The sequence below is a fragment of the Polaromonas sp. P3_B4 genome, from assembly GCF_056402835.1.
Genome location: NZ_JBFUGQ010000001.1, coordinates 1971988 through 1987197, shown reverse-complemented (window position 1 = coordinate 1987197; position 15210 = coordinate 1971988). Strand labels below are relative to the sequence as shown.

Sequence of the window (15210 nt, the reverse complement as noted above, 5' to 3'; positions counted from 1 at the left end):
CGAACGCGTGGGGAATTGGCCATGGGCCATTTCAATCGTCTGTAGTAAATTAAAGAGACATGTTCTACGGGGACAGCCCGCATGCCGGGCTGCGTCGCAGGCTTTCCCTTGAGTCTGAACGGGCTCTTGATCGTTTCCAGAAGGAATCCCTTTCGCATGCCCCATAGCGTTTCCCTGATCAGCACGATTGCCGCCGGCTTGGGTCTGGCCCTGATTTTTGGTTTTCTCGCCGTGCGGCTGCGTTTGCCCGCGCTGGTGGGTTACCTGCTCGCGGGTGTGATCATCGGGCCGTTCACGCCCGGCTTTGTGGCGGATGCGGAGATCGCGAGCCAGCTCGCTGAAATCGGGGTGATGCTGCTGATGTTCGGCGTCGGGCTTCATTTCTCGCTGGACGACCTGCTGGCGGTGCGCAAGATCGCGGTGCCTGGCGCCATCGTGCAGATGACGGTTGCCACCGCGCTCGGCATGGGCCTTGCGCACTGGTGGGGCTGGAACCTCGGCGGGGCGCTGGTGTTTGGCCTGTCGCTGTCGGTCGCCAGTACCGTGGTGCTGCTTCGGGCCCTTGAAAGCCGCGGCATCCTCGACTCGGTCAATGGGCGGATTGCCGTGGGTTGGCTGGTCGTGGAGGACCTGGCCATGGTGCTGGTGCTCGTTCTTCTTCCGCCGCTGGGCGGCTGGCTGTCGGGCAAGGTCGATGCCGATGTCAATGCGCTGTGGAAAACACTGGGCATTACGCTGCTGCAGGTGGGCGGTTTTGTGGCGCTGATGCTGGTGGTGGGGCGCCGCTTCTTCCCCTGGGTGCTGTGGCAGGTGCAGCGCACTGGCTCGCGCGAGCTGTTCACGCTGTGCGTGGTGGCCGCCGCCGTGAGCATCGCGTTCGGCGCGACGGCGCTGTTTGGTGTGTCCTTTGCGCTCGGCGCCTTCTTCGCCGGCATGGTGATGCGCGAATCTGAATTCAGCCACCGGGCTGCTGAAGAGTCGCTGCCATTGCGCGACGCTTTCGCCGTGCTGTTTTTCGTGTCGGTGGGCATGTTGTTCGACCCCTGGGTATTGCTGGAGCGGCCACTGCAGGTGCTGGCCGTGGTGGGCATCATCATCGTCGGCAAGACATTGGCGGCCGGCTTGCTGGTGATGGTATTTCGCTATCCCCTGAACACCGCGCTCACCGTCTCGGCCAGTCTCGCGCAGATCGGCGAGTTCTCGTTCATTCTGGTGGGCCTGGGTGCATCGCTGGGTCTGCTGCCCCCCGAAGGGCAAAGCCTGGTGCTGGCGGGTGCGCTGATCTCGATTGCACTCAACCAGCTGGTCTTCAAGGCCGTTGAACCCTTGCAGCAATGGATCCTGGCGAAGTCACCCCTGGCGCGCAAGCTGGAGGCCCGCGATGACCCGACGGCGGAGCTGCCGGTCACGACCGACCAGAAGTATTTGTCGAATCATGTGGTGCTGGTGGGCTATGGACGGGTAGGACGGCGCATCGCCGATGCACTGAAGTCCCATCACATTCCGTTTGTGGTGGCAGAGCAGAATCGCGAGGCAGTGGAACAGCTTCGGGAACAGGGTATCGCGGCCGTGTCTGGCGATGCGGTGGAGGCGGAAGTTCTGGTTCAGGCTCACATCGCGCAGGCGCGCATGCTCGTGATCGCGACGCCCGACACGCTGGACGTCAGACGTATGGTCGCCACTGCGCGTTCACTGAATCCGGCCATTGAAACCGTGGTACGCACCCACAACGAGGCCGAGGCGCGCCTGCTCGACAACGAGAAGGCCGGCAAGGTCTTCCTCGGTGAACAGGAGCTGGCGCAGTCCATGGCGCGCCATGTGCTGGAGCGCGCCGGCACCGCGGGCGCGTCAACCGCAGCGCATTAGGTGCTTGCTTTGGCCCGCAACACGGCGGAGCGCACCAGCGCTAGCCTGTCGTTGCCGAAATACATGTCGTTACCCACAAAGAAGGTGGGTGAACCGAACGCACCGCGCCGGATCGCTTCGTCGGTGTTGGCCTTGAGCTGCTCCTTGATATCGGGTTGTGCAATGCCGGTCAAAAATGCCTCCGCGTTGATGCCGGTCTGTCGGCAGATGGCGGTCAGCACCTCGTCTTGGGAGATGTCTTCCTCACGGGTGAAATACGCCGCGAAGGTGGCTTCGACAAACTCAAGGTAGTGCAGCTCGGCCGTGGCATCCTGTGCAATCCACAGACAGCCGCGCATGGCCTTGACACTGTTGACCGGAAATACCTGGGGTGGAAATGAAATCTTCAGGCCCGCTTGGCGCGCGTTGTCCTGCACGTCCTTGAGCGTATAGCGGTTCTTCGGCGAATTCATTTCTTCCCGCGCGGCATAAATGCCTTTGTTGACGCTGTTGAAGATGCCTCCTACCAGCACCGGCCGCCAGCGAATGGCTTCCCCTAACTCGGCTGCCAGCGGCTGGATGTTGCGAAAAGCGATGTAGGTCCAGGGGCTGGAGCAGTCGAAGAAGAATTCAATCATGGGTATCTCGATTTTTGAGGAAGGAAAAGGGGGTCAGGAAACCTTGTGCGCGCCGTCCCGTACGCTTTGCGCTGTCTGGCCAAACAGGGCCTTGCGTGCCTCATCGGTCAGCGCCGGTGCGCGCAGTTCCTTGCCCAGGTTCAGCCCGCGTTTGACGGCAGGCCTTTCAAACAGGGCGTCGTACCAGCGTTGTACATGGGGAAATTTTTGCAAGTCAACCTGCTGAGCCTTGTGTGTACGCACCCAGGGAAAGATGGCCATGTCGGCGATGGAGTAAGCAGCACCCGCCACATGCACACCGGTTCGTGCCAGTTGCGCATCGAGCACGCCGTAAAGGCGGTCCACTTCCTTGCTGTAGCGCTCGATCGCATAGGGGATTTTGTCCGGCGCATACAAAAGAAAATGCCCGTTTTGCCCCGCCATGGGACCGAGCCCACCCATCTGCCACATCAGCCACTGCATAGCCTGGTAGCGCTCGCGCAATTCGGCAGGCAGAAAGCGGCCGGTCTTTTCAGCCAGGTACACCAGGATGGCGCCGCTCTCAAACACCGCCACAGGCGCCCCGCCGCCGGCAGGCGCGTGGTCGACGATGGCCGGCATGCGGTTGTTGGGGCTGATCGCGAGAAATTCCGGCGTGAACTGCTCACCCTTGCCGATGTTCACCGGGACCAGCCGGTAAGGCAGGCCGCATTCTTCCAGCATGATGGAAATTTTCCAGCCGTTGGGTGTAGGCCAGTAGTGCAGGTCAATCATGGGAAATCCTCGGGGTTTTTGAACTTGTTGAGCGTTAGATCAATGGCGCCAGCTGTGGATAGTCGGCGGCGATTTGCCGGGCTTCGTTGCCGCCCGGCTCCATCATCCGGAAGTCGGAAAAATCAAAGCCCGGACCCACCATGCAGGCCATGAGGGTGTAGCCCATCGCGGCATTCGCCTGTGGCCTGGCTGCCTGCCAAAGGCCGGCCTCTACAACGTGTTGAGGGGTGGTTGCTACGCTGACAGGGCCCAGCGCCGTGCTGCTCAGGCGGTTGTCCTCCGCGTTCCATGTCCAGAGATCGAGGGGTGCGCCCTCCAGATGGACCCACACTTCGTCAGAAAGAACGCGGTGCCAGCGAGAGTGCTGTGTGGCGTCAAGCAGAAAGTAAATAGAGGTCAGTGCGTTGCGCACCGGTCTTCCGTCCTGCGGCGCAACTTGCTGTGTGGAGCGGAACACCTCGCAGTACCAGCCTCCTTCGGGATGCGGTTTCAGCCGCAGCTGTTCAATGAGCTGGCGGGCGCGGGGCGCTGTAGTGAATGGATCTGGCGTGTGGCTGGGCAGGGGCATGAGGCGCAGTGTGCCTTAAACCCGGGCCGGTTTTCAATCTGCCCCGATGGTCCTTGGGCACCTGCGGGACAGGCGTTACTCCAGGTCCTCGATCGCCAGGCTGTGGTACTTCTGCGCATAGGAAAAAGGCACCCTCCGCACGACTTCCATGATGCGCTCCGTGGCGTCTTTGGACGGCACCGGAATCATCAGCGCGTGGTGGCCTTCCCGTGCGAGGTCCACGTACTTGTGAACTGTTGCGCCCTCAGTGCCGACACGCGGCAGGCTCACGTCCGAATGGCCATCCGCCTTGCCGATGTCTTCGAGGATGTCTTCCGGTGTCAGCAGCATGATGCCGTTACTGGCCATTTCCAGTTCATGGGCCACGTGCCTGGCGTCTTCAAGATTCGGGAACATGATGAAGGCGTAGCCGGTGGGGTAAAAGACACCCCCCATACTGAGCATTTTTTTGGTCAGTTCGAAGTTCTTCATGGCGAGTCCTTTCATGCATTGCGTTGGTTCAACGAATCATTAAGGCGCGAAAACTGTAAATTCCCGGTCAGCAATCACATCCTCTTCCTGTCAGACGCAGACGTCAAGTCAGGCCCGAGGCTCACCTCTTATGCCAGCAGGGGCCGCGGAACCGGCTTTGCCGGGCCGCAGGCGCAGCGCCCCCTTGGGGGGCAGCGCATTACACGAAGTGAAAAGCGTGGGGGCTAAAGGTCTTCCAGCTTGATGGTCGGCTCAGCCATCACACGCACCGTGCTTTGCAGGCCCTGCAGGAGCTGGTTGGCGAAGTAGCTGCTCTGGGTGTCGGGCTCCAGTGCAGCAAACACCAGGTTGCCAAGCGGTTGATTCAGCGGCACGTAGTAGCTGCCGCGAGGCACGTCCACCACGCCGCGTGTCAGGCTGACCTGGACTTTGAGAACGGCCTTGGCGTCGGCGATGGTGCCGCGTACGTCCTGGCGTTCGCCCGAGGTGCTGGAAGTTTCCCGATAGCTGTCGCCGAGCATGGAACCCTGTTCGGCAACGCGCTGCACATGGACGCCGTGCAGCCGCAGCCGGTCGACGGCCACGGTGGAGGCCGCCGACAGCCAATAGCCGCAGGGGCGTGCGCGAGCTTTAAGGACGCGCAGCGCAAGGGCAGAATCCCAGTCCACGGACACGGTCTTGTCGGCGCCTGTCACGGGGTCGAGCATGAGCAGGTCGTACTGTGCGGAAGTAGGCGCTGCCTCCACGACTGCTTCCTCCTTGCAGGCTTTGGCGCCGACTTCCTTGTCGAGGTAGGGCCGCAGCTGTTGCAGCTCGTTCGCGCGCTGGGCGGTGCTCGCCAGCGCACTGGTGATGGCTGTCACATGGGTGTGAACGCGCCGCTGGATATGCAGGCGGCCAATGCCAACTCCGCGTGTTTCGATCAGCAGGCTGATGGCGTTTTTCAGTCCATAAACATTTCGGCCGGTGTCGGGTTGGGTGCCGCCCATCGAGATTTTTTTGTCGGCCAGGTCGCTTGAGGTGGTGTAGTACCACTCCGTGGTGAGGTTTTGGCCCTTGAGGGCTGCCAGCAGAGGGCGCCGGTACCACTCTTCCGCGGCCTTGGTCAAAAACTCGGGCAGGTTGGCGGTGGTGGCGTACTGGAACAGCGCGTCGAATTTCTGCACGCTGCCGAACTTCTGCAGGAAGCGGCCCACGACCGTGTACTCATGGGCGTCGACTACCACGGTGGGGTGGTAATCGCGGGCGAGCCTGGCAAGCGCCTGGGCTTCCGGCGTGTTGAGCAGCATGTGGTCGCGGTTCATGTCCAGCCCACCTGTGGTCGCACGTTGCTCATTCGCTGCACCATCAGGATTGGCGCGCGGAACAATCACCACATTGATGCGGTCCAGGGCAGGCTGCAGCAAACCTTGGGCAAGCTCCCGAGCGATGACCAGCAGCGCTTCGCTGCCGGCAGGCTCGTCGCCGTGCTGCTGGCCTACCAGCAGCACCGTGGGCTTGCCTGCTGACTGCATTACCGTGGGGTCCGTGCCGCCGGCGCGGGTCAGGACCAGTGCTTCAAGTGTTTCACCGCGCTGTGACCGGCCTATGGGCAGCACGGCAGCCCTGACCCCGGGCGTGCGGGAAGCTGCGGCGGCCTGCTCGCGCAGCCATGCCTGGATCTCGGCCTGCGTGGTGAACGTGGTGCGGCCGGCTTGAAGCCCTGGCGTGTTGTAAACAACGGAGGGTGCCGGAAAGCGCGCGGCAACCGCGTCGCTATAAGGTGCGGGTTGGCCGACCGTTGCTGTTGGGGGCGCGACGGGCGAGGTCTGGACCGCAGCGGCCGCAGGCGCAGGACGTTGCGCGGCGGGCGCTGGGGCTGGTGAGGGCGCAGAAGTCTGTGTGGAGGGTGGCGTCCATGGCGGAAGCGGTACTGAAGTGCAGGCGATTAGCAACGTCAGCGGAAGCAGTGCGACAAGCGGATGTATCCGGAATGTGGGCGGAACGTGTGCGTGTGAGGTGGAGTTGTGCGGCATGGTCGGCGTCATTTGTTCCTGCACTTCAGGGCCTGAACTGTTCGGAGAGGTGTAGCCGCCCATATTACCCGCTTGGCAGCCCGCAGCGCGCGGGTTCGGGCGAATTAGACGGACCTCTGCAGCAAGGCCGCCACGGTTTTCGCTCGGCTCCGCCAGGTTCCTGTATTCCTACAAAAGCGCTCCCGGGTTTCCCACAAATCTCGCGCGAGCGTCGGCCTAAATTGGCTGGGCGATTGGTTTTGCCGGCCGCATTGAATTTCAACCCACAAACAGACTGACCATTAACCCCAAAGAGGATCCCCATGAGCAAAGCACCTCCAAAAAAGCACGATGCTGTAGATCTGCTGGATGCCGACCATATTGCCGTTAAAAAGCTTTTCACCACATTCAGGAAGTTATGCGACAGCCATGCGTCCGGCGAGGAGAAGCGCGAAGTAGCCGACAAGATCTGCCAGGAGCTGACGGTACACGCGCAAATTGAAGAAGAAATCTTCTATCCTCAAGTTCGCGCGGCCATCAACGACGACGCGCTGCTCGACGAGGCGGAAGTGGAGCACGGTACGGCCAAGGACCTGATCGCGCAGATATCGGGAATGGACCCGGAAGACGACCTGTATGACGCCCGCGTGACGGTACTGGGCGAATACATCGACCACCACGTGAAGGAAGAGCGCGAGGAAATGTTCGTCAAAGCCCGCAAGTCCAGGCTGGACCTGGTTGCATTGGCCGACGAGCTGAGCCAGCGCAAAATGGAGCTGATGGACGAATTCAAGACCGCTGAAGTCTGACAGGGTTTCAGCCGGTTGCGCAGGCCAAGACCCTGCGCAGCTGCGGGTGCGTCCTTTCTGGGAAAATGGGGCTATGTCAGCCCTTTTTCCATTTCCCGCTGCGCCTGCATCTGGCGCCTCTGCCGCATTGCCGGGCCATCCCTGGCGGCTGAGCGTGGCGCCGATGATGGACTGGACCGACCGGCATTGCCGCCACTTTCACCGGTTGCTGTCGCGCCACGCCTTGCTTTACACCGAAATGGTGACCACGGGTGCCTTGATCCACGGTGACGTGGAGCGCCACTTGCGCTTCAACGCCGAAGAACATCCTGTGGCGTTACAGCTGGGCGGCAGCGAGCCGGTGGATCTGGCGCGCTGCGCGCAGCTGGGCGAACAATGGGGCTATGACGAAATCAACCTCAACTGCGGGTGTCCCAGCGAGCGCGTGCAGCGCGGGGCTTTCGGTGCCTGCCTGATGGCCGAGCCGCAGCTAGTGGCTGATTGCGTGAAAGCCATGGTCGATGTGGTCGATGTGCCGGTCACGGTGAAGCACCGCATCGGCATCGACAAGGCTGAAAGCTATGAGTTTGTGCGCGACTTTGTGGGTACGGTGAGCGAGGCCGGTTGCAAGGTCTTTATCGTGCATGCGCGCAATGCCTGGCTCAAGGGCCTTTCCCCCAAGGAAAACCGCGAGGTGCCGCCGCTGCGTTATGAGCTCGTGCATCGCCTCAAGCAGGAATTTCCGCACCTTGTCATCTGTATCAATGGTGGCCTGAACACGCTGGAACAGGTGTCACAGCAGCTAAACGTGCTCGACGGCGTGATGATCGGCCGTGAGGCCTATCACAACCCCTGGTGGCTGGCTTCCTGGGACAGCGCCTTCTTCGGCGCTGCCGAATCCCTGCCAACCCGTGAAGCTGTGGAGTCGCAGATGTGTGACTACATGGTGCGCGAGGCTGCCGAGCATGGCACGCCCAAGAGCGCCATTGCGCGCCACATGCTGGGTCTGCGCAACGGCTTGCCTGGTGCGCGGCGTTGGCGCCAGGTCTGGAGCGACCACCGCTTGCGCGACTTGCCGCCGCATGCCGTGATGGCGCTGGCACACGAAATGCCGGCTTTATCGCCATCAGTGCTTGTCGACACCACCACCATGGCCGATGCCTGATTCCGCGCAAAAACAGGCGCGCCAGGCATTGGCCTTGCTCTGGCTGGTACCGGCGCTCTGGACGGTCAACTACATTGTGGCGCGCAAGGCGCCGGGCGTGATAGGCCCCTATCTGCTGGCTTTCGGGCGCTGGGGCCTGGTGGCATTGTTTCTGCTGGTGCTCACGCGGTCCGAGCTGTGGCGCCAGCGCAGCCACATTGCCAAGGTGTGGTGGCAGTACCTGGTGCTGGGCACCCTGGGCATGGTGATTTGTGGCGCTTGGGTCTACCAGGGGGCACGTTCCACTGGTGCGATGAATATCGCGCTTATTTATGCGGCGTCGCCGGTGCTGATAGGTCTGGGGGCGGTGATCTGGCTTGGTGAGCGCCTGGGCCTGCGCCAGGGCTTGGGCGTGGTGCTGGCTATTGCCGGCGTGCTGCATGTGGTGGTCAAAGGCCAGTGGACGGCACTGGCCGGTGTGCAGTTCTCGGCGGGAGACCTGTGGATCGTGGCTGCCACGGTGTCATGGGCGGCCTATGCCTTGCTGCAAAAGCAGTGGCCCAGCCCGCTTGGCGCCACGGCCCGGCTGGCGGCCATCTGCGCAGGCGGTAGCCTGGTGTTGCTTCCCTTGACTGTGTGGGAAATGTCGCGGCCTGATGTCCTGCCGTTAAGCGGCTACGGGCTGTGGCTGATCGTGGTGGCCGCGATTGTGCCGGGACTGGGCGCGTACTGGATTTACGGCTGGGCGCAAAAAATCCTGGGCGCCAGCCGTGTGGCGGTGTCGCTTTACCTGGGCCCCCTCTATGCGGCACTGGCTGCCTGGGTTGTGCTGGGCGAACCGTTGGGCTGGCACCACGCGTTGGGTGCTGCATTGATATTGCCGGGCGTATTTTTTGTAACGGGCGCCGACAAGGGGCTGACTAAAAAACATTCAGGGCCGATACTGACAGAAGGCACTTGAAATTCCTGACACGCATTGGTGACTTCAGCTAGTGGCCTGCTGTTTGTCCATGCAATGCGTGTGTGTGATTTTTGTCTGTTGAATGCGCTCCGGGTTTGAAATGAATCGCGGCCAGCGATTTTGCATTCTTCAACAAAACATTCAAAGCTGCCTGATTGCCTGCGCACTGAGCTATTAAAAAAATAGCAAACTCAACGACCATGAAGACAGACGTGCGATGGTGCCGACATAGTGCACACACGCATACATATCGTCCGCATTCGTTAAAAAATACGCTGTACCTATTCGCGCATTTGGAAAATAATGGAGACGATTGTTCCTTGGAACTTTCCGTTGACGCTGCGATCTATCAATCGCATGGTGTGAGATAACAGTCGATGCATTGCGCGGAATCTGAAGCAGATTTCCATCACGAGTCGGGGTGCTTCGGTTCCCGCGCGCAAAGGAGGCTTTATGGATGTCGTCCGTAATTTTCTGACGCGTTATGAACAGACGCGAGAAGAGGAGCTGTCCATTGAGGACTACCTCGACGCCTGCAAGCGCAGTCCTCTCGTCTACGCCACTGCGGCTGAGCGGATGCTCGCCGCCATTGGCGAGCCTGAACTGCTGGACACCCGGCATGACCAGCGCCTGTCGCGCCTGTTCGGCAACAAGGTCATCAAGATCTACCCGGCGTTCCGCGACTTCTACGGCCTGGAGGATCCCATCGAGCAGGTGGTCTCTTACTTCCGCCATGCCGCGCAGGGCCTGGAAGAGAAAAAGCAAATTCTGTACTTGCTCGGCCCGGTGGGCGGCGGCAAGTCGTCCATCGCCGAGCGGCTCAAACAGCTGATGGAGCAGGTACCTTTTTACGCCTTGAAGGGCTCGCCTGTTAATGAGTCTCCGCTGAGCCTGTTCAATAATGCAGAGGACCTTCCGCTGCTCGAATCCCAGTACGGCATTGCACCGCGTTACCTGCAGCGGGTCATGTCGCCGTGGGCGGTCAAGCGCCTCGAGGAGTACGGTGGCGACATTCGCCGGTTCCGCGTGGTCAAGCGCTTTCCTTCCATCCTGAAGCAGTGCGCCATTTCCAAAACAGAGCCCGGCGACGAGAACAACCAGGACATCTCTTCGCTGGTCGGCAAGATCGACATCCGCAAGCTGGAGACTTACGCCCAGGACGATCCCGACGCATACAGCTATTCCGGCGGCCTGTGCCTGTCCAACCAGGGCCTGCTTGAATTTGTCGAGATGTTCAAGGCGCCCATCAAGGTGCTGCATCCCTTGCTGACCGCCACCCAGGAGGGCAACTTCAAGGGCACGGAGGGCTTTGGCGCCATTCCCTTCGACGGCATTGTGATGGCGCACTCCAACGAAAGCGAGTGGAAGGCTTTCAAGAACAACAGGAACAACGAGGCTTTCCTGGACCGGATCTACATCGTCAAGATTCCGTATTGTCTGCGCGTGTCGGAGGAGGTGAAGATTTATGAAAAGCTGATTCACAACTCCTCGCTGCGCAACGCCATCTGCGCCCCCGGCACCTTGAAGATGATGGCGCAGTTTGCTGTGCTGACGCGCCTGAAGGAGCCCGAGAGCTCCAGCATTTTCAGCAAGCTGCAGGTGTATGACGGTGAAAACCTCAAGGACACCGATCCGAAAGCCAAGAGCTACCAGGAATACCGCGACTATGCGGGCGTCGATGAGGGAATGAATGGGATCTCGACGCGCTTTGCCTTCAAGATTTTGTCCAAGGTGTTCAACTTCGACTCCACCGAAATCGCGGCCAACCCGGTGCATTTGATGTATGTACTGGAGCAGCAGATCGAGCGCGAGCAGTTCCCGCCTGAGACCGAGCAGAAGTACCTGGCCTACATCAAGGAAATCCTGGCCATGCGTTATGCCGAGTTCATCGGCAAGGAAATCCAGACGGCCTACCTGGAGTCCTATTCGGAATATGGGCAGAACATTTTCGACCGTTATGTGACCTACGCCGATTTCTGGATCCAGGACCAGGAATACCGCGATACCGATACCGGTGAAATCTTCGACCGCTCGGCGCTCAATGCCGAGCTCGAGAAAATCGAGAAGCCCGCCGGCATCAGCAACCCGAAAGATTTCCGTAACGAGATTGTCAATTTCGTGTTGCGCGCACGCGCCAACAACGCGGGCAAGAACCCGGTCTGGACCAGCTACGAAAAACTCCGCACCGTGATCGAGAAAAAAATGTTCTCGAACACCGAAGACCTGTTGCCGGTGATTTCGTTCAACGCCAAGGCCAGCGCGGACGAGCAGCAAAAACACGAAGACTTCGTCAACCGCATGGTCGCCAAGGGGTATACCACGCGGCAGGTCCGGTTGCTGTGCGACTGGTACCTGCGGGTACGCAAGAGTTCCTGAGGCCCACGGCGCGCCGTGGCGGCGCGTCCTGTGTCAGGTGTAGTCATGTGTATGTGACCGGAGATCACTGTGCTCCAGCAAGTCATTGACAGGCGGTTGGCGGGAAAGAACAAGTCCATCGGCAACCGCGAGCGCTTCCTGCGCCGATTCCGCGGGCAGATACGTGACGCCGTGCGCCGTGCTGTCGCGGGCCGCAGCATCCATGACATCGAACAGGGCGAAGACGTCACATTGCCGCGGCGCGATGTTTACCAGCCGGTGTTTGGGCACACCGGCGGCACGCGCGAGACCGTGCACCCCGGCAACCGTGAATACGTGCGCGGCGATCACATCGCGCGGCCGCAGGGTGGCAGCGGCGGCGGGTCGGGCGGTGAGGCCAGTCCCGACGGCGCGGGGGAAGACGACTTTGTCTTTCGCATCACACGCGAAGAGTTCATGCAGTACTTCTTTGACGACCTTGCGCTGCCCGATCTCATACGTACCCAGCTTTTGCCCGATGCGCCGGAATGGAAATCCCGCCGTGCCGGCTTCATCTCGGATGGAACGCCAACCAACCTGCACGTGGTGCGTTCGCTGCGGGTCGCGCTCAGCCGGCGCATCGCCATAGGCGGGGAGACGCGGCGGCAGGTGCATGAACTGGAGGCGCAGCTGGCGCTGGCCCTGCGCGACGCGCCGGATTTGCCTGACGAGATTCTTTCCTTGAGGACACAAGTCGACGCGCTTCGCCGGCGCCTCAAGACCATCCCGTTTTTTGATCCCTTCGACCTGCGTTACCGCAACCGGGTCAGGGTGCCGCAGCCCAGTGCCAAGGCGGTCATGTTTTGCCTGATGGATGTATCGGGCTCCATGGACGAAACGCGCAAGGACATCGCCAAACGGTTTTTTATCCTGCTGTACCTGTTCCTCAGGAAGCATTACGAGAAAACCGACGTCATCTTCATTCGCCACCACACCCAGGCCGCCGAGGTGTCCGAAGAGGAGTTCTTCCAGTCCACCGAAACCGGCGGCACCGTGGTGTCCAGCGCACTGGCCTTGATGCACCAGATCATCCAGGAGCGCTACCCTCCCGGCGACTGGAACATCTACGGTGCCCAGGCTTCGGACGGCGATAACTGGCACCAGGACTCGGCCCGCTGCCGCGAGTTGCTGGTCGGCAAGCTGCTGCCGGTGTCGCGGTATTTCGCCTATGTCCAGGTCGGTGAAGAGGACCAGAACCTCTGGGAGGAGTACACCCAGGTGCAAGAGGACAACCGGAATTTCGCGATGCGCAAGGTCGCAGCCGCGGACGAAATTTTCCCGGTGTTCAGGGAGTTGTTCAAAAAAGGCGCCAAGCCATGACAAAGACCGCAAAAAAGCCTGCCGAAGTGGCGGCGCCTGGCTTGTCCGGCACCGGGCGCCGGCATGCCTGCCTGCCCAGCCCATCCGACTGGTCCTTCGAGTTGATCGAGCTCTACCACGGCGAGATTGCGCGAAAGGCAAAGTCCTTCGGCCTGGACACCTACCCGGTTCAACTCGAGGTCATCACGGCCGAGCAGATGATTGATGCCTATGCCTCGGTAGGCATGCCGGTGAACTATCGGCACTGGTCCTTCGGCAAAGAGTTCATCTCGACGGAAAAAAATTACCGACGCGGCCAGATGGGGCTGGCTTACGAAGTCGTGATCAATTCCAACCCCTGCATCGCCTACCTGATGGAAGAAAACACCATGCCCATGCAGGCGCTGGTGATGGCGCATGCCTGCTACGGCCACAACTCCTTCTTCAAGGGCAACTACCTGTTCCAGATGTGGACCGACGCCGGCGCCATCGTCGATTACCTGGTGTACGCACGGGCCTACATTGCCGAGTGCGAAGAGCGCCACGGCTGGGAGGCGGTCGAGCAACTGCTGGATTCCTGCCACGCCCTGATGAGCCACGGCGTGGACCGTTACCAGCGCTCGCAGAAGCTGTCGCTGGCGGAGGAAGAAGCCCGCCGCAAGGACCGCGAGGCTTATCTGCAGCAGCAGCTCAATGACCTGTGGCGCACAGTCCCCAGGTCTGCCGACAAGCCGGCCGAAAAAACCCATCGCCGTTTTCCGCCGGAGCCGCAGGAAAACATCCTGTATTTCATCGAGAAGAACGCGCCCCTGCTGGAGCCATGGCAGCGCGAGGTGATCCGCATCGTGCGCAAGATCGGCCAGTATTTTTACCCACAGCGCCAGACGCAGATCATGAATGAAGGCTGGGCCACCTTCTGGCATTACACGCTGCTCAATTCCCTGTACGACGAGGGCTTGCTGACCGACGGCTTCATGATCGAATGCCTGCGGTCCCACACCAATGTCATTTACCAGCCGCCGGTGACACATCCGGGCTACAACGGCGTCAACCCCTACGCGCTGGGGTTTGCCATGTTCAGCGACCTCAAACGCATTTGCGAGTCTCCCACGGAAGAAGACCGGCAGTGGTTGCCGGACGTTGCCGGCTCCAACTGGCTGGAGACGCTGGACTACGCGATGCGGCATTTCCGCGACGAGAGTTTCATCGGGCAATACCTTTCGCCGCGTCTGATACGCGAATTCCGCCTCTTCTCAGTGGTGGATGACGCGAGCAGGTCCGAGCTTGAAGTGGCGGCCATTCATGACGACGCGGGTTATCGGCATGTACGCGAGGCGCTGTCGCGCCAGCATGACCTGAATTACCGCGAGCCCAACATACAGGTCTGGGACGTTGACGTACGCGGGACCCGCTCCCTGACCTTGCGCCACAGCCGCCACAACGACCGAACGCTCACCGACGATGTCCAGGAGGTGATCAAGCATGTTGCGCGCCTTTGGGGTTTTCCCGTCCTGCTTGAAAGTGTGGACAAACATGGCAAGGTGGTGCAGCACTGGGAGGCGGTGCCGCAGGCCTGATTCCATTCCATTCAGGGGTCGGCCGAAGGCCAGGTTGTCAGGCCGCCGCTTCCAGTCCGTTCCTGAAGTGCTCCCGCATGCGCTGCGCGGTGGCATTCGCGTCGCCTGACGACAGCGCCTGCATGATGGCGCGATGCTCGGCAAGCGACTCTTCAATGCGGCCACTTTTGAGCAGCGAGTTGTGCCGGTTCAGCTTCATCACCTTGCGCAAATCGGCCACCATCTGGTCGCGCCAGCGGTTGTTGGCGATTTCCAGCAGGCGCATGTGAAAGGCTTCGTTGATCTCGAAGAACCGTTCGCGATTGGCAACGGCTTTTTCCAGTTCGTTGTGCAGGCCTTGCAGTTCTTTTAACTGGGCAGGCGTGGCCTGGGTTGCCACAACGCTGGCCGCATCGCTTTCCAGCAGCGCGAGCAAGTGGTACACGTCGGCCAGGTCGCGTTCAGATACTTCGGTCACATAGGCGCCGCGGCGCACTTTCATCGTGACCAGGCCTTCGGTGGCCAGCACTTTCAGGGCTTCGCGCAGCGGCGTTCGGCTGATGCCGTATTCCTCGGCCAGCTTGAGCTCGTCAATCCAGCTGCCCGGCGTCAGCTCGCGGTTGAAGATGCGCTGGCGCAAAAGCTCCGCCACTTCTTCGTAAAGCGCTCGAGGGGTCAGGGACACTGCGGCCATGGGCATAAAGGTGTGTTTTGAATGTGCGAAAGCTTCGAGTGGGCGTTGCTTTCGATCAGCGCTGCACGCGAGTTAGTGGGAATTTTACTTCAAACTGAATTTTGC

General features: G+C 60.8%; 13 protein-coding genes. 7 read left to right on the top strand and 6 right to left on the bottom strand.

Going from position 1 to position 15210, the window contains the following annotated elements:
• The first annotated feature begins 156 nt into the window (after positions 1-156).
• The gene (locus AC1DVV_RS09460) at positions 157-1866 is read left to right on the top strand and encodes a cation:proton antiporter domain-containing protein (RefSeq protein WP_457280390.1); all 1710 of its coding nucleotides are present in this window, start codon (positions 157-159) and stop codon (positions 1864-1866) included.
• Here AC1DVV_RS09460 and AC1DVV_RS09455 read toward each other — a convergent pair.
• From AC1DVV_RS09455 to AC1DVV_RS09435, 5 genes are all read right to left on the bottom strand, one after another.
• Positions 1863-2483 (bottom strand): DsbA family protein, encoded by a 621-nt coding sequence (locus tag AC1DVV_RS09455; RefSeq protein WP_477702560.1) that lies wholly within the window; start codon positions 2481-2483, stop codon positions 1863-1865. The two genes, AC1DVV_RS09460 and AC1DVV_RS09455, sit on opposite strands and share 4 nt — an antisense overlap.
• A 33-nt stretch (positions 2484-2516) precedes the next feature.
• On the bottom strand, positions 2517-3236 hold the full coding sequence (locus AC1DVV_RS09450; protein ID WP_457280392.1) for a glutathione binding-like protein: 720 nt from the start codon (positions 3234-3236) through the stop codon (positions 2517-2519).
• Between the two features lie 34 nt (positions 3237-3270).
• The gene (locus AC1DVV_RS09445; RefSeq protein WP_477702561.1) at positions 3271-3804 is read right to left on the bottom strand and encodes a cupin domain-containing protein; all 534 of its coding nucleotides are present in this window, start codon (positions 3802-3804) and stop codon (positions 3271-3273) included.
• Positions 3805-3879: 75 nt separating this feature from the next.
• On the bottom strand, positions 3880-4275 hold the full coding sequence (locus tag AC1DVV_RS09440) for an RNA-binding protein (RefSeq protein WP_457280394.1): 396 nt from the start codon (positions 4273-4275) through the stop codon (positions 3880-3882).
• Between the two features lie 224 nt (positions 4276-4499).
• Complete coding sequence (locus tag AC1DVV_RS09435; RefSeq protein ID WP_477689376.1) at positions 4500-6302, bottom strand: M14 family metallopeptidase; 1803 nt, start codon at positions 6300-6302, stop codon at positions 4500-4502.
• Positions 6303-6592: 290 nt separating this feature from the next.
• On the opposite strand from AC1DVV_RS09435, the gene AC1DVV_RS09430 reads away from it, so the two are divergent.
• From AC1DVV_RS09430 to AC1DVV_RS09405, 6 genes are all read left to right on the top strand, one after another.
• Positions 6593-7078, top strand: coding sequence for a hemerythrin domain-containing protein (locus AC1DVV_RS09430; protein WP_457280395.1), 486 nt, complete (start codon positions 6593-6595; stop codon positions 7076-7078).
• Positions 7079-7151: 73 nt separating this feature from the next.
• A complete protein-coding gene (dusA, locus tag AC1DVV_RS09425) occupies positions 7152-8222 on the top strand; it encodes a tRNA dihydrouridine(20/20a) synthase DusA (RefSeq protein ID WP_457280396.1) in 1071 nt (356 codons plus the stop codon).
• On the top strand, positions 8215-9162 hold the full coding sequence (locus tag AC1DVV_RS09420; protein WP_457280397.1) for a DMT family transporter: 948 nt from the start codon (positions 8215-8217) through the stop codon (positions 9160-9162). The genes dusA and AC1DVV_RS09420 overlap by 8 nt, the downstream gene beginning before the upstream one ends.
• A 453-nt stretch (positions 9163-9615) precedes the next feature.
• On the top strand, positions 9616-11538 hold the full coding sequence (locus AC1DVV_RS09415; RefSeq protein WP_457280398.1) for a PrkA family serine protein kinase: 1923 nt from the start codon (positions 9616-9618) through the stop codon (positions 11536-11538).
• Positions 11539-11601: 63 nt separating this feature from the next.
• Complete coding sequence (locus AC1DVV_RS09410; protein WP_457280971.1) at positions 11602-12876, top strand: YeaH/YhbH family protein; 1275 nt, start codon at positions 11602-11604, stop codon at positions 12874-12876.
• Positions 12873-14432: a SpoVR family protein gene (locus AC1DVV_RS09405; protein WP_457280399.1), complete on the top strand. Its 1560-nt coding sequence runs from the start codon at positions 12873-12875 to the stop codon at positions 14430-14432. The genes AC1DVV_RS09410 and AC1DVV_RS09405 overlap by 4 nt, the downstream gene beginning before the upstream one ends.
• 37 nt (positions 14433-14469) lie before the next feature.
• On the opposite strand, the gene AC1DVV_RS09400 is transcribed toward AC1DVV_RS09405, so the two are convergent.
• Entirely contained in the window at positions 14470-15105 is a 636-nt protein-coding gene (locus AC1DVV_RS09400) for a GntR family transcriptional regulator (RefSeq protein ID WP_477702564.1), read from the bottom strand.
• Positions 15106-15210: the final 105 nt, after the last annotated feature.